At 60.9% G+C, this 18,811-nt stretch carries 17 protein-coding genes; 8 read left to right on the forward strand and 9 right to left on the reverse strand.

The genetic code is table 11. The features are described 5' to 3' along the window. Positions 1-123: 123 nt before the first annotated feature. Together epsC and MU846_RS06315 are read left to right on the forward strand one after the other, a co-directional pair. Positions 124-1,080, forward strand: coding sequence for a serine O-acetyltransferase EpsC (gene epsC / locus MU846_RS06310; RefSeq protein WP_246950498.1), 957 nt, complete (start codon positions 124-126; stop codon positions 1,078-1,080). A gap of 1,348 nt (positions 1,081-2,428) precedes the next feature. Then, on the forward strand, positions 2,429-3,040 hold the full coding sequence (locus MU846_RS06315; protein ID WP_246950501.1) for an RBBP9/YdeN family alpha/beta hydrolase: 612 nt from the start codon (positions 2,429-2,431) through the stop codon (positions 3,038-3,040). A gap of 168 nt (positions 3,041-3,208) precedes the next feature. Here MU846_RS06315 and MU846_RS06320 read toward each other — a convergent pair whose 3' ends face one another. The 3 genes from MU846_RS06320 to mpl form a co-directional block, all read right to left on the reverse strand. Then, positions 3,209-3,835, reverse strand: a complete 627-nt coding sequence (locus MU846_RS06320) for a flavin prenyltransferase UbiX (protein WP_246950503.1) — start codon at positions 3,833-3,835, stop codon at positions 3,209-3,211. 14 nt (positions 3,836-3,849) lie between these two features. Beyond that, a complete protein-coding gene (locus MU846_RS06325) occupies positions 3,850-4,299 on the reverse strand; it encodes a DUF2214 family protein (protein ID WP_246950505.1) in 450 nt (149 codons plus the stop codon). A 240-nt stretch (positions 4,300-4,539) separates the two neighbouring features. Beyond that, a complete protein-coding gene (gene mpl, locus MU846_RS06330) occupies positions 4,540-5,922 on the reverse strand; it encodes a UDP-N-acetylmuramate:L-alanyl-gamma-D-glutamyl-meso-diaminopimelate ligase (protein WP_246950508.1) in 1,383 nt (460 codons plus the stop codon). Positions 5,923-6,159: 237 nt separating this feature from the next. Here mpl and MU846_RS06335 point away from each other — a divergent pair, with 237 nt between their 5' ends. After that, entirely contained in the window at positions 6,160-7,419 is a 1,260-nt protein-coding gene (locus MU846_RS06335) for a 6-phosphofructokinase (RefSeq protein ID WP_246950510.1), read from the forward strand. A gap of 50 nt (positions 7,420-7,469) precedes the next feature. Here MU846_RS06335 and MU846_RS06340 read toward each other — a convergent pair whose 3' ends face one another. The 5 genes from MU846_RS06340 to MU846_RS06360 form a co-directional block, all read right to left on the reverse strand. Further along, entirely contained in the window at positions 7,470-7,928 is a 459-nt protein-coding gene (locus MU846_RS06340) for a hemerythrin domain-containing protein (RefSeq protein WP_246950513.1), read from the reverse strand. After that, positions 7,925-8,197: a hypothetical protein gene (locus tag MU846_RS06345; RefSeq protein WP_246950515.1), complete on the reverse strand. Its 273-nt coding sequence runs from the start codon at positions 8,195-8,197 to the stop codon at positions 7,925-7,927. Before MU846_RS06345 ends, MU846_RS06340 begins: the two co-directional genes overlap by 4 nt. A gap of 249 nt (positions 8,198-8,446) precedes the next feature. Then, entirely contained in the window at positions 8,447-9,010 is a 564-nt protein-coding gene (locus tag MU846_RS06350; RefSeq protein ID WP_246950518.1) for an HAD family hydrolase, read from the reverse strand. Position 9,011: 1 nt separating this feature from the next. Continuing rightward, on the reverse strand, positions 9,012-10,364 hold the full coding sequence (locus MU846_RS06355; protein ID WP_246950520.1) for a DEAD/DEAH box helicase: 1,353 nt from the start codon (positions 10,362-10,364) through the stop codon (positions 9,012-9,014). Between the two features lie 60 nt (positions 10,365-10,424). After that, positions 10,425-12,230 carry an SLC13 family permease gene (locus tag MU846_RS06360; RefSeq protein ID WP_246950521.1) on the reverse strand — a complete coding sequence of 602 codons (1,806 nt, stop codon included), beginning with the start codon at positions 12,228-12,230 and terminating at the stop codon, positions 10,425-10,427. Between the two features lie 236 nt (positions 12,231-12,466). Here MU846_RS06360 and ppa point away from each other — a divergent pair, with 236 nt between their 5' ends. Next, the gene (gene ppa, locus MU846_RS06365; RefSeq protein WP_246950524.1) at positions 12,467-12,997 is read left to right on the forward strand and encodes an inorganic diphosphatase; all 531 of its coding nucleotides are present in this window, start codon (positions 12,467-12,469) and stop codon (positions 12,995-12,997) included. Between the two features lie 81 nt (positions 12,998-13,078). Here the strand turns inward: ppa and MU846_RS06370 are convergent, their stop codons facing one another. After that, a complete protein-coding gene (locus MU846_RS06370; protein WP_246950526.1) occupies positions 13,079-14,059 on the reverse strand; it encodes a DUF2333 family protein in 981 nt (326 codons plus the stop codon). A gap of 257 nt (positions 14,060-14,316) precedes the next feature. Between MU846_RS06370 and dsbD the strand changes: the two genes are divergently transcribed. The 4 genes from dsbD to accC all read left to right on the forward strand — a co-directional run bounded on the left by dsbD (position 14,317) and on the right by accC (position 18,776). Beyond that, positions 14,317-16,239, forward strand: coding sequence for a protein-disulfide reductase DsbD (dsbD, locus tag MU846_RS06375; protein ID WP_246950529.1), 1,923 nt, complete (start codon positions 14,317-14,319; stop codon positions 16,237-16,239). A 224-nt stretch (positions 16,240-16,463) separates the two neighbouring features. Continuing rightward, on the forward strand, positions 16,464-16,913 hold the full coding sequence (gene aroQ, locus MU846_RS06380; RefSeq protein WP_246950531.1) for a type II 3-dehydroquinate dehydratase: 450 nt from the start codon (positions 16,464-16,466) through the stop codon (positions 16,911-16,913). A 50-nt stretch (positions 16,914-16,963) separates the two neighbouring features. Next, entirely contained in the window at positions 16,964-17,416 is a 453-nt protein-coding gene (gene accB, locus MU846_RS06385; RefSeq protein WP_246950533.1) for an acetyl-CoA carboxylase biotin carboxyl carrier protein, read from the forward strand. A 13-nt stretch (positions 17,417-17,429) separates the two neighbouring features. Further along, entirely contained in the window at positions 17,430-18,776 is a 1,347-nt protein-coding gene (accC, locus tag MU846_RS06390) for an acetyl-CoA carboxylase biotin carboxylase subunit (RefSeq protein ID WP_246950536.1), read from the forward strand. Positions 18,777-18,811 lie beyond the last annotated feature (35 nt).

An 18,811-nucleotide genomic window follows, 5' to 3' on the forward strand; every position in this document is an offset into this window, starting at 1 on the left:
TCCGCAGTGGTATCCTTGCCCGATCCGTACCTGAACACTGGCGAGCCAGGCCCGAATATGCGTATCGTGCTCTGAACCGAGCCAGCGCTCACTGATCACCCGTTGCAAAAGGGAGTAACACCAATGACGTCTGCCGTGGATTCCAGCGCCGGCGATGCCGAATCCAGCCTGCCATGGGAGCTGGATGATATCGTCACCGGCTTGCGCCAGGCTCGCCACCAATGGCGGCTGTCCCAGGGCCGCGCCCAGGAAGCCGGTTTGCGAGAGCTGCCATCGCCGGATGCCTTGCGTGCCATCATGACGCAATTGTGCGGCGCGCTGTTCCCCATGCGCCTTGGCCCGCACGACCTGCGTGAAGCCTACGAAGATTTTTATATCGGCCATACCCTGAGCAGCGCACTGACCGCACTGCGCGCTCAGGCATCGCTGGAAATACGCTATCTGGCGCGGCTACAAGGCCAGCGCATCGGGCGGGAAGAAGCCAATCAGCAGGCTACCCGGCTGGTGCAACAGTTTGCCGTGCAGCTGCCCCGCCTGCGTGAAATTCTGGATACCGATGTGCTCGCCGCCTACCAGGGCGACCCTGCCGCCCGCAGTGTCGATGAGGTATTGCTGTGCTACCCTGGCGTGTTGGCCATCATTCACCACCGCATCGCGCACGCGCTGTACTCGCTGGATGTGCCAATCCTCGCCCGCATGATCTCGGAAGACGCCCACTCTGCCACCGGCATCGATATCCATCCCGGTGCGCAGATCGGCAGCGGCTTCTTTATCGACCATGGCACCGGCGTGGTGATCGGCGAAACCTGTGTGATCGGCGAGCATGTGCGCCTGTATCAGGCGGTAACGCTGGGTGCCGTGCGTTTCCCGGCGGATGAAAACGGCCAGCTCAAGAAAGGCCAGCCGCGCCACCCGGTCGTCGAGGACGATGTGGTGATATACGCCGGCGCCACGCTACTGGGCCGTATCACCATCGGCAAAGGCTCCACCATCGGCGGCAATGTCTGGCTCACGCAAAGCGTGCCGCCCAATTCCCAGGTCACCCAGGCGGGGCTGCGCAACGCATCCGCTCCGGTCTGATCTGCGCGATTCATCGGCGGCCTTGTGCCGCCGATGAATCGTTACTTGTTTCAGGCGGTATTTTTTTTCACTGCCTGCTTTACGCGATGTTTGTTCGAGGCGGTGCTCTCTATTTTCCCTATTTCCCTATTTCCCTATTTCCCTATTTCCCCGTTCTCCTGCTGCGCGCTATCACGCCCTGTAACCCGACCCGGCGCCCTCGTTACTCCACGCCCTCTTTGTCCAGTAGTCTCTTTACCCAACGCTTTCTTTCCTGGCACTCTCTTTCCTGGCACTCTCTTTCCTGGCACTCTCTTTCCTGGCGCTCACGTTTCCGGCAATCTCTTTTCCGACACCGTCTTTCCCCAATACTTTTTAGCCAATCCCCCCTTGCAGGACACCCCATTGGTGCTTTCGCGAACATCGGAAATGGCGCCACGAAAGCGGCTATGAAGTATTTTTTCGCCCCTCTCCCCTTGTGGGAGAGGGGTTGGGGAGAGGGGGAGATTACGGCAGGAAATATATACTCGGCACTTTACTCGGAAAGAAACTGGCTAGCTCTCGGCATTTTTTTGGCTGTGTAATTTTTATAGAAATTCATACTGAAGATAAATGAAAGTAGTGCAACACTTATCCGATATCGTAACAGCTGCATGTTCGTCGCCCTCTCTCCCCCAACCCCTTATTCGCTTCGCTCACCCTTCGGGCCAGCCTGCGGCTATTCTGCGCTTCGCTTATTCCACACGGGGAGAGAAGAGAAAAAAAGATCGTATTTTTGAAAACACATTGGCGTTTTCTCGGATATCGGAAATAGTTTCACGGAAACCTATGACAAACCTTTTCTCCTGTGCTCTTTTTGCGAAACGTTATCGCCATGCGGAACTCTTGTCACGCAGCGCTGGCCTGATACGGCGCTTGCGATATATAATTCCCTCCTCACAAGAAGCACTCCTCACACGACTCTTTCCTTGCACAGCGCTTTCCTTATACAGCACTTTTCTTACACAGCACTTTTCTTACACAGCACCTTCCTTACACAGCACCTTCCTTACACAGCACCTTCCTTACACGGCACTTTCCTCACACAACACCGTCCTTACACGGCACCCAACCGGCACGCTGCCCGCCGCTAAAAAGCATAAGCAAATCAGAATTCATTCTTTTACGGCTCGGGTAATGATCGGCATCCTGACATCACCGGCACCGGAGATCGCCGCGCCGCCGTGAGCGTTACGCGCCGTTTATTGCGCGCCAGTGCCTGCACTATCGCACCTGAACAGCACTTGAGAAGCACTTGATATAGCACACGAGTCGCACCTGATTAGCCGCCGAATAGCCAAATAGCCAAATATTATAAAGGAGCGCCGTAATGTTGATGCCCGAGGAATCCCCCACGTTGCTGCTGGTGCCCGGCTGGCATGGTTCCGGCCCGGAGCATTGGCAGCAATACTGGTGGCACCAGGCGCCCGGTAGTGTGCTGCTGGAGCAGGACGACTGGGCCACACCGGCGCCCCAGGATTGGGTGGCCCGTCTGCACCATGCCATCCGCACCGCACCCGGCCCACTGGTGTTGGTGGCCCATAGCCTGGGCTGCATTACCGTAGCCCATTGGGCGCAGCATTACAGCGACGATAAAGTGCTTGGCGCGCTGCTGGTGGCGCCCGCCGATGTGGAGCGCCCGGATGCGCCTGCCGCGTTGCGCCCGTTTGCGCCGATCCCCCTGGATGCCCTGCCGTTTCCGGCATTGCTGGTGGGCTCGGAAAATGATCGCGCCGCCTCCCTGCCCCGCGCCCGGTTTCTGGCCCGCGCCTGGCAAGCAGATTTCATCAATGCGGGGCGCGCCGGCCATATCAACGTAGCCTCGGGGCATCACCAGTGGGAGCAAGGTCGCATTCTGCTGGGCGATTGGCTTGCACGAGCCTGCCCGGCGCTGCGCCTGCCTGTACACCGGCCCGGTCTGCTACATGCAAGCACAGGGTGAGCGCCGTCGGCGTGGGCCTGACGGCCCGACCGATAGCCTGTTACCCACCAGCGCGGGCCGAGCAGGCGGAGCGCCAATGCCAGTGTCGAGGTGATGGTCAAGAAAGACACGAGCGGTACGGCAATCCACAACCAGGATTTCCCAGCCCGAAACTCGTAAGGCGACGCCTCAGGATTCTCCCCAGCGGGGCATCAATGTGTGCGGAATTTGCAGATGATCCAGCACTCTGGCGACCATAAAGTCCACCAGTTCGGCCACCGTTTCCGGGCGATGATAAAACCCCGGCGCCGCCGGCATGATGGTGACGCCAAGCCGCGCCAGCTTGAGCATATTTTCAAGATGAATGGCCGAGAGCGGTGCTTCTCGAGGCACCAGCACAAGCTGGCGCCCCTCCTTGATGGCCACATCCGCCGCCCGCTCGATGAGGTTGTTGCTGGCACCCGTGGCGATGGCTGATAGTGTCCCCGTTGAACAGGGGCACACCACCATCGCTGCCGGCGCCCCGGAGCCGGATGCCACCGGTGCCGTCCACTGTTCCAGCCCGCACACCACCAGCCGGCCACTGTTGACGCCAGCATAATCGCGTAACGCCTGTTCGGTTGCCCCGCTGCCTGCCGGCAACCGCAAATCGGTTTCCGTACCGATCACCACCCGTGCCGCCTTCGACACAATCACGAACACTTCCGCATCGGCCGCCAGCAAACACTGCAACAAGCGCAGCCCGTACGCAGCACCGGATGCACCCGTGAAGGCAAGTGTGACGCGGCAGCGCGTCGGGTTCGCGTGCTCTCCCATCCCAGGCGCTCCCATCAGATTCTGACCATCAGCGCGGCCAGGAAAGGTATGAGAAACAGAATATGCAGCTCCGCCATCACCAGCCGCCGCGTGCCACGAAAATCCTCGGCGGCCGGCAGCACCGGCTGGCCCGCACGCAGTGCGCTGCGCCGCCAGCGCAAAAAACGCACCGTGGGCACAATCGACAGCAGAGCAACGATCACGAACAGCGTGACCTTGAGATGAAACACACCGTTCTGCATAAAGAATGCCGGCCCGCGGCCGTAGGCCGTCGTGAGGCGTAGCAAGCCTGTGGCCAGCACCAGCACCGCTGCCATGCCGTAAAGCAGATCCACCCGTGCCAGCCGCTGCACCGCTTCACGGCTGACGTCGCCGCGTAACGTGAACACCTGAGCCACCAACGTGGCAGCGAGAGCCATAATGCCCAGATAGTGTAACCCGGCGATCAGGGCAGCAATAAACATCGGACATCCTTTTTCATGTCAATGTGGGCGCGCTTCATACAAGCATGCCGCGCTTTGGTAACGGAAAGCCGTTGTCTATGTGATACCAGCATTTCACACGCGATAAAACCGCCACCGGCAGCAGCGCTCGTCATATCGGCCTGTATCGGCTTCAACTGGCTCGCGGCTGTTTCAGCCACGCCAGCACGGCGACAATCCTCGCCAATGCTGGTGTGCGGCATTGACAATGTTCGTGCGGCTTCAACCACCCTCTGCACGGCGCGCGGCCAGCGCCTGCACCAGCTTGCCGTGGATACCGCCAAAGCTGCCGTTGCTCATCAGCACGATATGCGCAGCTACACCGCCACCACCGAATCGCGCCGCCAGCGCAGTAATAATCTCTTCGATACTGTCGGCGGTGCTGGCAGGCACGCTGCTCGCCCTGACGACGTCCTGCAACGACCAGTCCATCCCCGGCGGCTGATACCAGATCACTTCATCGGCGGCAGCGACACATGCCGGCAACCGGGCCCGATGCGCGCCCATGCGCATGGTATTGGAGCGCGGCTCGATCACAGCAATCACCGGCGCCTCACCGACACGGCGGCGCAAACCTTCCAGCGTCAGGGCGATGGCCGTGGGGTGGTGGGCAAAATCATCAAACACCTGGACGCCGTCGATATCCGCCACCAGTTCCATGCGCCGGCGTACGCCGGCGAAGGCGGCAAGCGCCTCGGCGCCCTGCTGAAGCGGCACACCACAATGCCGGGCCGCCAGCAAAGCACTGACGCCGTTCTGCACGTTGTGCAGCCCCGTCAACGACCAGCGCACCTCCACCGCAGGCTGCCCCCCGGGCGCCACCCGGAAGGCCGAGCCATCCTCGCTCAGTAGCGTCACTGCCACGTCCGGCCCCTGCTCACCAAACCGCTCCACCTCGGCCCAGCAGCCACGCGCCAGCGTGCGCTCCAGCGCCGGCACGCCGGCCGGCAGGATCACCCGGCCAGTGCCGGGCACGATGCGCAACAGGTGATGAAACTGGGTTTCGATGGCCGCCAGATCGGCAAAGATATCCGCGTGGTCGAACTCCAGATTATTCAGAATGACAGTACGTGGCCGGTAATGAACAAACTTTGATCGCTTGTCAAAAAATGCGGTGTCATATTCATCCGCTTCCACGACAAAGAACGGCGCCTCGCCGAGCCGCGCCGAGATGCCGAAATTACCCGGCACACCGCCGATCAGGTAGCCCGGCGCCAGCCCGGCGTGCTCCAGAATCCAGGCCACCATGCTGCTGGTGGTGGTCTTGCCATGGGTGCCGGCAACCGCCACCACCCAGCGCCCCTGTAATACTTCTTCGGCCAGCCACTGCGGCCCGGAGGTATAAGGCAGGCCGCGCTCCAGCACAAATTCCACCGCCGGGTTGCCGCGGCTCATGGCGTTGCCGATCACTACCAGATCAGGCGCCGGCGACAGATGCGCCGGGTCATAACCTTCCATCACCTCGATGCCAGCGGCGGCCAGCTGATCGGACATCGGCGGATAAACGTTCTGATCGGAGCCGGTGACACGATGGCCCTGCGCACGCGCAAGTTGCGCCAGGCTTCCCATAAAGGTGCCGCAAATACCAAGCACATGAATATGCATGAAAAGACCACCCCATCAGCGGATCTGCACTGGCCGCATTGTGGCAGAGCCGCCACGGGCTGTCTCGGTGCGCGCAACGGGCAACGGCCCGTTTCGGTGCTCCGGGCAGCATTCCACACGCATGAAAATACCGTTTTCCGCTGCCGCCGACGGGGTTTTACGCTGTGGCCATGGCCTGTAGCGGCCTCGCCCATTATGATGGCCGCTCTTTATCAAGTTGCCTCAGGGAAGCCCTCAATGGCCCGCAAAAATGCTTTTTATGCCCAGTCTGGCGGTGTTACCGCTGTCATCAACGCCTCCGCCGCCGGTGTCATCGAAGCCGCACGCGAAAGCAAGCTGATCGGCAAGGTCTACGCCGGCCGTAACGGCATCATAGGCGCCCTGACCGAAGACCTGATCGACACCAGCAAGGAAACCAAGGGCACCATCGCGGCGCTCAAGCACACGCCGGGCGGTGCGTTCGGTTCCTGCCGCTACAAGCTCAAGAGCCTGGAAAGCAATCGCCGTGAATATGAGCGCCTGATCGACGTGTTCCGTGCGCACAACATTGGTTATTTTTTCTACAACGGTGGTGGTGATTCCGCCGACACCTGCCTGAAAGTGTCGCAGCTTTCCGAAACGCTGGGATATCCGATCCAGGCCATTCATATTCCGAAAACCGTGGATAACGACCTGCCGATAACAGACTGCTCCCCCGGTTTCGGCTCGGTTGCCAAGTACACCGCCGTCTCGATCCGCGAAGCAGCGCTGGACGTGGTGTCCATGTGCGCCACCTCCACCAAGGTGTTCGTGATGGAAGTCATGGGCCGCCACGCTGGCTGGATCGCCGCAGCCGCCGGCCTGGCGCAGGAGCAGGAAGGTGATGCGCCGCATATCATCGTGTTCCCGGAAATCGCCTTTAATCAGGAAAAATTCCTGAAAAAGGTGCAGCAGGCCGTGAAACGCTACGGCTACTGTGTGATCGCCGTCTCCGAAGGGGCACGCTACAAAGATGGCTCCTTTCTTGCCGACGCCGGGACCACCGACGCCTTCGGCCATAAGCAGCTGGGTGGGGTCGCGCCCGTGCTGGCGCAGATGATACGCAGCGAGCTGGGCCACAAATACCACTGGGCGGTGCCGGATTATCTGCAACGTTCCAGCCGTCATCTGGCCTCCGCCACCGACCTGGAGCAAGCCTACGCGGTGGGCCGAGCTGCGGTCGCGTTTGCCGAGCAAGGCAAGAACGCTGTGATGCCGGCGATCCTGCGGGGCAAAGGCAAAAAATACTCGTGGAGCATCGGCGAGGCGCCTCTGGCCGATGTGGCCAATGTGGAAAAGAAAATGCCGCGGCATTTCATCACTCGAGATGGTTTCGGCATCACCGATGCCGCCCGCGAATACCTGCTGCCGCTGATTCAAGGCGAGGCAGAAATGCCGTTCAAGAACGGCCTGCCGGTACACGCACGCCTGAAGCTGGTGCCAGTGGAGAAAAAGCTCAGAGGCTCGTTCAGCCTGTAAGCAATATCTGCGTCGCGGCCGGGCTTTGCCAGCCGCCCGCGACGCAGTATTCACGCTTCCCGCAACACTTTCAGCATACGTGCATAGTCTCGGCGATACTGCGCCGCCAGAGTACGCTTGCGCGTCTCACTGAGAATCTTGCCTGACATCTGGAAGAACTTTTTCTCCTCCTCCTTGAGGTGGTGATGCACAATTTTTGACAACGAACGCGCTAATGTCAGCCAGCCTCGGCTGGACGGATCTTTCTCCTGCATGGTTTCCACCAGCTCGTCCATTTCGTGGTGCTCATGCAGCGCGTGGCGCGACGGCGATAAACCGCGGTCATCCATCAATATCGGGGCATAAAGAAAACGTTCCTCGGCCGCCGCATGCGCCGCAAGCTCGATCCGCAATTCGTTAAAAAGCGCCTGCCGCTGCTCAGTGTGTGGGCGGGTGCGGAGCAACTGCCGGCACAACGAACGTTGCAGTTCATGGCTCTCGCGCAGCGCCTCGAAAATATTGTCGCTCATGGCGCCACTCCTTGCCGTGGCTCGTCTTGCCCCGCTACCACCACCGGCGCCGCTGCACGAGCAGTTGGCCTGGTGTCCGTGCGAGTCCGACCGAGCGTGATATTCTTGCTTGCCCGCACCTCGTGATTGGCGAAGGTCCAGATTTCGCCGGTTGCGGTAATCAGCACTGTCCAGAAGAGATCCATCTCCGGCCCGTAATCAATCAGAATATGGGCAAAGCCCTCACCCTTGGGTGTCCATAACGGTAACGGCGGATTAAGCTGCAACATGACGCCTCCTTGAGTCAGCTCACCAGTCATATCACCCTCGCACTTCTCACCAATGCCTCAGCGAAGCCAGACGCAACCGGCCTCGCCCCACCAAGGCGACCATACCGGGTCTGGCTTGTACAGCAGCATCTGTATCAAGGATGTAAAAACTGAGCTGTCAGCTGAACAGGCGGCTCAAGATGGCCGCGCCATACCATGCAAGGGGATCACCGTTGCAAGAGATATTACTGCGGCAAGGGCTATTTTATTTCAGGCGAGCAACGTATCGAAATCGCGGATCACCCGATCTGCCAATGGACCAAATTCCGGGTGCATGCCGGTATCATAAAACCATGCGTGCATGCCCGCGGCACGTGCGGCTTGCAGGTCATAGAGAAAATCGCCCACATAAACCAGGTTCTCGCAGGGCAACCCCCAGGCAGCGGCAATCATCAGCAGACCCTGCGGGTCGGGCTTTGGCCGACAGTCTTCCCGTGTCAGCACATGCTCCACCTCGATGCCAAGCCGCGACAAGGTCAGCTCGGTGGCAGGACGGCTATTGCGTGTGAGAATGGCGGTGGGCACGTTGTCGGCCTGCAGGGCGCGCAACCACGCCTGTGCGCCCGGAACCCAGACCGCCGCAGTGGCGCCGGCCATTTCATGCTGATGCACAATCTCGTGCACGCGCTGCGCCTCGCCGGGCGGCAGACTATCGGCATACTCAAGCAGCCCGATGCCCTCCGGGCAGCCGGTCTCGGCGCGCATAGCGTCAAAATCCAGGCGCGAATCCACCAACGTACCGTCAAGGTCGAAAATCACTCCTGCGTGGCGCATGTCAGTCCAGTGGCCGTGCGGGTTTCTTGCGTGGTGTGGCATAGCCATCGCGCGTGTCAGGCGCGGCAGCGGCGCGCTTGGGTGCCTTCGGCTTGCTCGTGCCCTTGGCTGTTTTTACGCCGGCTCTTTTCGTTTCGTTTTTCTTCGCTTCGGCTTTCTTCAGCTTCTTCTTTTTGCTGCCGGCTGCCTTACCCGATGCCTTGAGCTTTTTCGGCCCTCGGTAATGGCCGGGGTGCGCCTCGATCAGCCGCTGCTCGAAACTCTGCCGCAGGTAGCGCTCGATACTGGCTTTCAGATTCCATTCATGAGCGGCAACGAGCGTAATGGCCAGCCCGGTGTTTCCCAGGCGCCCGGTGCGGCCGACGCGATGCAGATATTCATCGCCACTGCGCGGCACCTCGAAATTGATGACCAGATCCAGCCCGTCGATATCCAGCCCGCGTGCGGCCACATCCGTGGCCACCAGCACTTTGATTTCGCCACTGCGCAAGCGATCCAGCGCCAGCTTGCGCAACCGCTGGTCTTTTTCGCCGTGCAGCACGAACACCTTGCGCAGATGGGTGCGCAGCACGCCGCCCAGGCGATCCGCCTGCTCGCGGGTATTGGTGAATACGATCGCCTTGTCGTATTGCTCGTTATCCAGCAGCCAGCGCAGCAAGGCTTCCTTGTGCCCGATATCGTCGGCAGTGATGACCTGATGCTGGATGCGCTCGTGCGCATCGCGCACGCTGTTGAGCATCAGCTCCTGGGGATCGCGCAGCACGGCTGCGGCCACCTGCGTCAGCGCCTCGCCGCCGGGCGTGGCCGAAAACAGCAGGGTCTGCCGGTTGGCATTGCAGTGCTGCGCCAGGCGCAGCACATCGTCCTTGAAACCCATGTCCAACATCCGGTCGGCTTCGTCCAGCACCAGCGCCACCAGATCATCCAGCACCAGATGGCCGGCATCCTGATGCTCCAGCAGCCGGCCGGGCGTGCCCACCAGAATATCCGGGTTGCGACGCATGCGCGCCGCCTGCACCTTGAAATCTTCGCCGCCGGTAATCAGCTCGGATTTGATGAAGGTGTAGGTCGCCAGTTGCTCGATGGTCTTCTGGGTTTGTCGCGCCAGCTCGCGGGTGGGCAGCAGAATCACAGCCCGGGTACCGGCCCGGTGATCCGGGTGCTCGATCAGGTAATGCAGCAGCGGCAGCAGGAAGGCGGCGGTCTTGCCGCTGCCGGTCTGCGCCGTGACACGCAGATCGCGGCCGGCCATTGCCAGCGGGATAGCAGCCGCTTGCACCGGTGTCGGCGTGGCGAAGCCGAGCTCGGCAAGAACCTTGAGCAAACGCTCGTGCAGGGCAAATTCAGCAAACACGCCAGATCCTCGGTACGGGAAATGCGCGCAGTGTAACCGCTTATGGGTAGCGGAGCACAATCAGGGCACGGCCACCGCCTGCAACGGCCAGAACAGCGGGATCAGAATGACCGTGGCAATCCACACCAGCACATTCAAGGGTAGCCCCAGGCGCAGGAAGTCGGTGAAGCGATAATTGCCGGCGGTATAAACCAGCGTGTTGGTCTGATAACTGATGGGCGTGGCGAAACTGGCGCTGGCGGCAAACATCACGCCCACCACAAACGGGCGCGGATCAACCCCGATCTGCTGGGCCACCCCGATCACCACAGGTGTAAACAGCACCGCCACCGCATTGTTGCTGAGCATCTCGGTGGCCAGCGATACCATCAACACCGAGATCGCAAAGATCATCCAGGGCGGCAGCCCGGCGCTACCACTCACCAGTGCCGCCGCAAGCATGTCGGCCAATCCCGATTCACGCATGGCGATGCTGACCGCGAGCATGCCGAAAATCAGAATCAGAATCGGCCACTCGATGCTTTTATATGCCTCGTCCGGCCTCACACAGCCAGTCACCACCACCGCGACCGCGCCGATCAGCGCCAGCCCTTCGATCGACATCACGCCTGCGGCGGCCAGCACCATCACGCCGAACATGGCCAGCAAGGCGATCGGCGCCTTGTGTCGCCGCGGATGCGTCACCTCGCCTTCCGTCAGCGCGAACAGATCACCGTTATCGCAGAAACGCCGAATCTGCTCTGCCGTGCCTTCCACCAGCAACACGTCGCCAAACTGCAACTGGAAATCATCCACGATGTCCTGAATGTTGGCATCCTTGCGGTGCACCGCGATCAGGTGGATGCCATAGCGGCTGGCCAGATCCAGATCACGAATGGGCCGCTGTACATAGCGTGAACCGGCGCCCACCAGCGCTTCGACAATCACCACATCGCGGCGGCGCAGGGTTTCCAGATCGCTGTCGCCGGCGCCGATCTTGACGCCCACCAGATCGCTGTGGTGCAGATCGCACATCTCGCTGCTGCGGCTGTGCACCACCAGCCGATCCCCCGGCGCCAAGCGTGTTTCGGGCGGTGGCTCGGCAATCTGCTCGGCACCGCGATACAGCGTAGATACCGAGATACTCCCGTTGCTCAGGCGCGCTTCGCGCAATGAACGGCCCGCCAGCTGCGACTCCATCGGCACCAGCAATTCAGTGAGAAAAGTGCGCTCGCCGCCACCAAAGCGCGCCGAAAGTGATTCCCGTACCGGCAGCACCTTCGGGCCGATGAGATACATCAGGCCACATCCGAGCACGGCAATGATCAGCCCCGGCACGGTGATTTCGAACATGGAAAAGGGCGCCAGGCCCATATCACGCGCAACGCCGTCTACCAGAATATTGGTGGAGGTGCCGACCAGCGTCACCAGGCCCGCCAGCATGGTGGCGTAGGACAGTGGAATCAGCAGTTTGGAGGGCGCAACACTGTTGCGGCGTGCCAGCGCCAGCACCGCCGGGATAAGCACCATCACCACTGGGGTATTGTTGATGAACGGCGACAGCAAGACGGCAGCGAACAGCACCACCGCCAGCACACGGCGCGGCCCGCCATCGCCCGCCAGGCGGCCAAGCCAATCCCCCAGCCGATCCACACAGCCGGTCTTTTCCAGCCCGGCGCTGATCACGAACAGGCAGGCAATGGTCACCGGCGCACTATTGCTGAACACGCTCAACACCTGCCCGCTGGACAGCAGGCCAAGCCCCAGCAACACCGCCACCGCAAGCATCACCGCCACATCCGGCTTGAACCACTCGCGCACAAACGCCACAAACAGCGCCAGCAGGATCAGCCCGACAACGAGCGGCTGCAAGGGTTCGGCTATCACTTCTCAAGCTCCCGGTGCAGGGTGGCGAGGGCACCCGACGCGGGTGCGAAAGCCCGTCACGATACCCGCCGCCGCCGAGGCAACCAAAGACAATCTGGCTCCTTGCTTATAACCACAGAGCATAAGAGCGACATTTATGCCTTCAGGAGGCTCTTCACCTACCGCCATGTGGCCAGCACTCGCCCGCGGTTGCTATAATCCGCCGCCTTCCGCCACAGCCAACGGACAGATACCACATGGATTTCGCCAAGGTTCCTGCCGGCCAAGAGGTCCCGCACGACATTAACGTCGTGATCGAGATTCCGGCCAACGCCAACCCGATCAAGTACGAGATCGACAAAGACAGCAACGCCATTTTCGTCGACCGCTTCATGGCCACGCCGATGTTCTACCCGGCCAACTACGGCTATGTGCCCAACACACTGTCCGAAGACGGCGACCCGCTGGACGTGCTGGTCGTGACCCCTTACCCGGTGATTCCCGGCAGCGTGATCCGCGCCCGGCCGGTGGGCATGCTCAACATGAGCGACGAATCCGGCAAGGACATCAAGCTCATCGCCGTGCCCCACGACAAGCTGACCGCGCTGTATAAAGACGTGCAGGAATACACCGATCTGCCCGCTCTGCTGATGCAGCAGATCGAGCATTTCTTCGAGAATTACAAGGATCTCGAGCCCGGCAAATGGGTCAAGGTGGATGGCTGGGACAACGCCGAAGCCGCCCGCCGCGAAGTGCTCAAATCGATCGAAGCCTACCAGAACGACTGATGCAGCCAGCGGCAGCCGCCGCTACCGGCTTCGACGGATAACGGCGGGCATCACCCTGCCCGCCGCTTCCGGCAGCAGTTGTCAGCCTTGCGCCAGCAACAGGCGCAGATCAATCAATTGCGCGTTGGCGCGGGAAATATAGTTCGCCATCACCAGCGAGTGATTCGCCAGCACGCCAAAGCCTGAACCGTTGAGAATCAGCGGGCTGCGCATGGGCTCCTGGGTGGCCTCCAGCTCGCGCACCATCTGCCGCATGCTCACCTGCGCGTTCTTTTGCCGCAGCACATCGGCAAACTCGATCTCGGCCGCCTGCAACAGATGCAGCAGTGCCCAGCTGGCGCCGCGCGCTTCATAAAATACATCGTCGATTTTCAGCCACGGTGTCTTGTCGGTGCGGCCAGGCCCGTCGCTGGCATCCAGATCCACATCCAGCTGCGCCCGGCCAACACTGTTGGACAGCCGCAGCGACAGGCTGCCAAGGCGATTTTGCACTTCGCCAAGCCAGTAATTGAGGTTATCGGCTCGCGTATAGAACCGGGCGCTGTCATCCGCCGGATCAGACAACCGGCCGAGATATCGCTCAAGAGCGTGGATGCCGCGGCGATATTCGCTTTCCGTAGCCGGTATCGCCCAGCTCTTGTGATCGAAATTGAACTGCGGCTCGGCCACTGCCAGATCGGGGTCTTCGCGGCTTTGTGTTTGCGAGCGGCTCATATCACGCCGCAGCACACGGGCCATATCGCGCACCTGCACCAGCACCCCGAACTCCCAGGCCGGCATGTTATCCAGCCATAGCCGGTGCGGCAGAATATCATTGGAAAGATAACCGCCCGGCTTGCTCAACAAGGTATCCGCAACGCGAATCAGCGTGGCTGTCATCACCTGCCCGGGCACCGCCTCGGGCTGCGCGACAATCGCCATGGGCTCCGGCTCGCGGCTCCAGTACCAGCCGAGCAGCACATTGATCAGCAATACCAGCAACAGCGCCACCAGCACCCAGTGTGGGCGAGGCAGCCGGCGCCGGCGCTCCGGTGTTGTGGCGGTGGGGTTCGGGCTATCCATACTACGCTCCCTTCATGCATGTATGGCTTGGCCACCTTGCCGCTGGCTGTTGTGGCAATGATGGCATCCATTTCATTATCAGGGCACGGCGCCATCATGATGATATCGGCACCGCTGCCGGAGCATGGAAATATAGCATTGCGCAGGGCCAGAAGCGCACTCAACGTCAGCATAGGCCGCTTTGCTCTGGTATGCTGACCGAACTTTTCCGGTCGCCGTGATTCCAAGCCACAGCCATGACGCAACGTGCCTTGATAATGATGAAAAACCAACTGACTCCCTTGCGCAGCGTGCTGCTGGCGCTTCTGCTGCTGGCGCTGACTGCGCCTGCCACCGCACTGTTCGGCCAGCAAAACGCACGCGGCGGTCTGTTTGGTGGCAACAACGACATGCCCAGCGCAGATGAAGCAATCCGTGTCGATGCGCTGGCCAACACCGACCATCAAGCCATTGATCTGATTTTCGAGATGCTGGACCAGGTTTATCTGTATCAGCATGCATTCAGTTTCCGGCTCACGGATACCTACGGCAATCTGCTGGACGATTTCCAATCCTTCTCGCTGCCCGACGGCGAGCTGAAACAGGATGAGCTGTTCGGTGAAGTGCAAGTGTATTTCGGCCAGCTTTCACTGCGCTTGCCGCTTTCTTCCATTCCCCTGACCGACACCTTGCTCGAAATCGAATACCAGGGCTGCCTGGATAACACCCTGTGCTACCCGCCGCAGGCAAAAACCTTTCCGTTGACGTTCGTCTCGGCGGAGCAGATGCGCTTTCAGCCGCCGCCCGAGCCTGCGGCCAATGACGCTGCCACCAGCGATGATAGCGGCTTCTTCTCCACGCTCTCCTCCCAGGACGCCAATGCATTTTCGCGCTGGCTCGGTGCGCATAATCTCGGCATGGTGCTGCTGCTATTTTTTGTCGGCGGCCTGCTGCTGGCGTTCACGCCCTGCGTCTTTCCGATGATTCCCATTCTCTCCGGCATCATTGCCGGGCAATCGCAGCCGACAGCGCAGCGTGGCTTTCTGCTCAGCACCGCTTATGTGCTGGGCATGGCCATTCCCTATACGCTGGCAGGGCTGCTGGTGGCGCTGTTCGGCGCCGGCCTCAACCTCCAGTTTTTGTTGCAGCAACCCGCCGCCATCATTACCTCGGCGGTGGTTTTCGTGATTCTGGCGCTGGGCATGTTCGGCCTGTTCACGCTGCAGCTGCCGGCTTTCATGCGGGATCGTCTCAACGCCGCCAGCGAACGCCGCCAAGGCGGCTCGCTAGGTGGCGCCGCGCTGATCGGCGCGATTTCCGGGCTGATCGTTTCCCCCTGCGTGACACCGATTCTTGCCGGGGCGCTGATCTATGTCGCCGGCACCGGCGACGCCACCACTGGCGCCTTGTCGCTGTTTGCGCTCGCCATGGGCATGGGCACACCGCTGATTATCTTCGGCACTGGCGGCAGCCATCTGCTACCCCGCGCCGGCGCCTGGATGGATGACATCAAGCAGTTCTTCGGTGTGGTCATGCTCGGGGTGGCAATCTGGCTACTCAGCCGTATCGTGCCGGCGCCCCTGGCGCTGGCACTGTATGGCTCACTGCTGGTGGCCTACGGCGTGCAACTGGGTCTGCTGGAGGCCGGCACCCTGCGGCTGCGCCGAGCACTGGCGCTGCTACTGGCCATCTACGGCACCCTGCTGATTACCGGCGCCGCCAGCGGTGGCAGTAATCCATGGCAGCCGCTGGCGCCGCGTACCGTTACTACCTCCGCGTCCGCTGCCACGGCAACGCGTGCCGGCGGCCTGACGCAAGCCGAGTACGGCTTTATCGATGTGCGGGGGCAGCAGGCGCTACACGCCTTGCTGGCCGAAGCGCAGGAGGCAGGCCGCCCGGTACTGGTGGATTTCTTCGCCGAATGGTGCGTTGCCTGCAAGGTACTTGAGGAAACCACGCTCTCCGACCCCGCCGTGCTGGCCGCTATGGAAGATCGCAGGCTGGTGCTGGTGCGCGCCGATGTGACCACCATCGATCGGGAGAATCAGGCGATCATGGCCGAGTACGACATCTTCGGCCTGCCTTCGCTGGTGTTCCTCGACAGTCAGGGCAACGAGATAGCCGAATCCCGCGTGCTCGGCGAAATGAGCGCCGAGCGCTTCCTGAGTCACCTGAACGGGCGGGTATTTCCGTCGATCTGACGCCGTTCTTCCGATGACTGGCCAGTCCGGTTTGTAAGGAAAGGTGTAAATCGCTTTTCAGCCTGAGCATTTCGCCCTAGTATTGGTGCCATTGACGCAAAAGCCGCCGTAATAGGCGGCTTTTGCCATCCAGTTCACAACTTTTCACTACACGTTGACCACTTTCAGCATTGATCAGCAGCATCGATCGGCATCAACAACAGGCATCAACAAGGAGTCCCAAGGTGGCATCACTGCTGGTACTGCACGGCCCCAACCTGAACCTGCTGGGGACCCGCGAGCCGGCCACCTACGGCCGCCAGACGCTTGAGCAGATCAACCAGGCACTGCAAAAACTGGCCAACGAGCGCGGCCATCATTTGCAGGCGATGCAGAGCAATGCCGAATACGAGCTGATCGACCGTGTGCACAGTGCCGCACGCGAGGGTATCGATTTCATCATCATCAATCCGGGTGCCTTCACCCACACCAGCATCGCGCTGCGCGACGCACTGCTGGGCGTTGGCATCCCGTTTATCGAAGTACATCTATCCAATGTCCATCGGCGTGAAGCATTCCGTCAGCACTCCTATTTTTCCGACATCGCCGAAGGCGTCATCGTCGGCTTCGGAGCAGACAGCTATCGCCTGGCATTGGAAGCCGCCATCACTCGGCTGGAGGCAAGCGCCTCCTGAACCCTACAGACGACAACCACTGACAAGACCGGACAGGACGGAAGCAGTCTATGGACATTCGCAAGGTCAAAAAACTGATCGAGCTGCTCGAAGAATCAGGTATCGACGAACTGGAGATTCATGAAGGTGAGGAGTCGGTACGCATCAGCCGTGGCCCACGTCATGCCGCGCCGCAACAGTACGCCCCGGTGCAACAGCACGTAACGGCCGCCCCGGCACCACAGGCAGCTGCACCAGCCAGCGAAGCACCGGCAGCACCACAGCTCAACGGCCATATCATGCGCTCGCCGATGGTCGGCACTTTCTATCGCTCGCCCGCACCCGGCTCGCCGTCTTTCGTTGAAGTGGGCCAGACCGTGAAAGCCGGTGACGTGCTGTGCATCGTCGAAGCCATGAAGATGATGAACCAGATCGAGGCCGACAAAGCCGGCACCATCGAAGCCATCCTGGTGGAAAACGGCGAGCCGGTAGAGTACGACCAGCCACTGTTCACCATTGTCTGAACGGGGGCATCTCATGTTGCAAAAAGTGGTCATTGCCAACCGCGGCGAGATCGCCCTGCGTATCCTGCGCGCCTGCCGCGAGATGGGCATCCGCACGGTAGCGGTGTACTCCAAGGCCGATCGCGATCTGATGCACGTGCGCCTCGCTGACGAGGCCGTTTGCATCGGGCCGGCGCCTTCCGTGGATTCGTATCTCAATATTCCGGCAATCATCTCTGCTGCCGAGGTCACCGACGCCGACGCGATCCATCCCGGCTACGGTTTTCTGGCAGAGAACGCCGATTTTGCCGAGCGTGTGGAGCGTTCCGGCTTCATCTTCGTGGGGCCGCGCCCGGATACCATCCGCCTGATGGGCAACAAGGTCTCCGCCATCGAAGCAATGAAAAAAGCAGGCGTGCCCACCGTGCCCGGCTCCAACGGGCCGGTCAGCGAAGACAGCGAGCACGCCGTGCAGCTGGCGCAGCAGATCGGCTACCCGATCATCATCAAGGCTGCCGCCGGGGGTGGTGGCCGAGGGATGCGCGTGGTCGAAGACGAAGCGTCACTGCTGAAATCCATCAGCCTGACCCGCTCCGAAGCGCGCAATGCTTTCGGCGACGATACGGTGTACATGGAAAAATTCTTGCAGCAACCACGCCATGTGGAAATTCAGGTGCTCGCCGATGGTCAGGGCAACGCCATTCACCTCGGCGATCGCGACTGCTCCTTGCAGCGGCGGCACCAGAAAGTGGTCGAGGAAGCGCCGGCCCCGCATATCCCCCAGCATCTCAAGGACGAAGTGGCGCAACGCTGCACAGCGGCTTGCATCGAGATCGGTTATCGCGGCGCGGGCACATTCGAGTTCCTGTATGAAAACGGCGGCTTTTACTTCATCGAGATGAACACGCGCGTGCAAGTGGAGCACCCGGTTACCGAGATGATCACCGGCATCGATATCGTCAAGGAGCAGCTGCGTATTGCAGCCGGGCTGCCCTTGTCCGTGCGGCAGGAAGATATCGAGTTCACCGGCCACGCTATCGAGGTGCGCATCAACGCCGAGGATTCGGTTAAATTCACGCCCAGCCCTGGCAAGATCACCTATTTCCATGCGCCGGGCGGCAATGGCGTGCGGGTGGATTCGCATATTTATACCGGCTATACCGTGCCACCGTTCTACGATTCCCTGATCGGCAAGGTCATCACCTGGGGGCCGGATCGCGAAACCGCCTTTGCGCGCATGCGCAATGCGCTGGAAGAAATCGTCATCGACGGTATCAGCACCAACATCCCGCTGCACCGTGACAAGATCTTCCGCGACCGGCCCTTCGCCGAAGGCGGTGTGGATATCCATTATCTGGAATCCCGGCTCGGCCTGAGCTGACACCACAGCCAAGCGCTCCGGCCGCACTATCGGGG

This window comes from Alcanivorax quisquiliarum (assembly GCF_023051175.1).
GTDB classification, from domain to species: domain Bacteria; phylum Pseudomonadota; class Gammaproteobacteria; order Pseudomonadales; family Alcanivoracaceae; genus Isoalcanivorax; species Isoalcanivorax quisquiliarum.

Bases quoted from the DNA above. Each gene is read 5' to 3' on its own strand.
- accC (WP_246950536.1), top strand. From the start codon at position 17,430: ATGTTGCAAAAAGTGGTCATTGCCAACCGCGGCGAGATCGCCCTGCGT.
- MU846_RS06325 (WP_246950505.1), bottom strand. From the start codon at position 4,299: ATGTTTATTGCTGCCCTGATCGCCGGGTTACACTATCTGGGCATTATG.
- MU846_RS06335 (WP_246950510.1), top strand. From the start codon at position 6,160: ATGGCCCGCAAAAATGCTTTTTATGCCCAGTCTGGCGGTGTTACCGCT.
- MU846_RS06320 (WP_246950503.1), bottom strand. From the start codon at position 3,835: ATGGGAGAGCACGCGAACCCGACGCGCTGCCGCGTCACACTTGCCTTC.
- MU846_RS06345 (WP_246950515.1), bottom strand. From the start codon at position 8,197: ATGTTGCAGCTTAATCCGCCGTTACCGTTATGGACACCCAAGGGTGAG.
- MU846_RS06370 (WP_246950526.1), bottom strand. From the start codon at position 14,059: ATGGATAGCCCGAACCCCACCGCCACAACACCGGAGCGCCGGCGCCGG.
- ppa (WP_246950524.1), top strand. From the start codon at position 12,467: ATGGATTTCGCCAAGGTTCCTGCCGGCCAAGAGGTCCCGCACGACATT.
- MU846_RS06315 (WP_246950501.1), top strand. From the start codon at position 2,429: ATGTTGATGCCCGAGGAATCCCCCACGTTGCTGCTGGTGCCCGGCTGG.
- MU846_RS06340 (WP_246950513.1), bottom strand. From the start codon at position 7,928: ATGAGCGACAATATTTTCGAGGCGCTGCGCGAGAGCCATGAACTGCAA.
- accB (WP_246950533.1), top strand. From the start codon at position 16,964: ATGGACATTCGCAAGGTCAAAAAACTGATCGAGCTGCTCGAAGAATCA.
- mpl (WP_246950508.1), bottom strand. From the start codon at position 5,922: ATGCATATTCATGTGCTTGGTATTTGCGGCACCTTTATGGGAAGCCTG.
- dsbD (WP_246950529.1), top strand. From the start codon at position 14,317: ATGATGAAAAACCAACTGACTCCCTTGCGCAGCGTGCTGCTGGCGCTT.
- epsC (WP_246950498.1), top strand. From the start codon at position 124: ATGACGTCTGCCGTGGATTCCAGCGCCGGCGATGCCGAATCCAGCCTG.
- MU846_RS06350 (WP_246950518.1), bottom strand. From the start codon at position 9,010: ATGCGCCACGCAGGAGTGATTTTCGACCTTGACGGTACGTTGGTGGAT.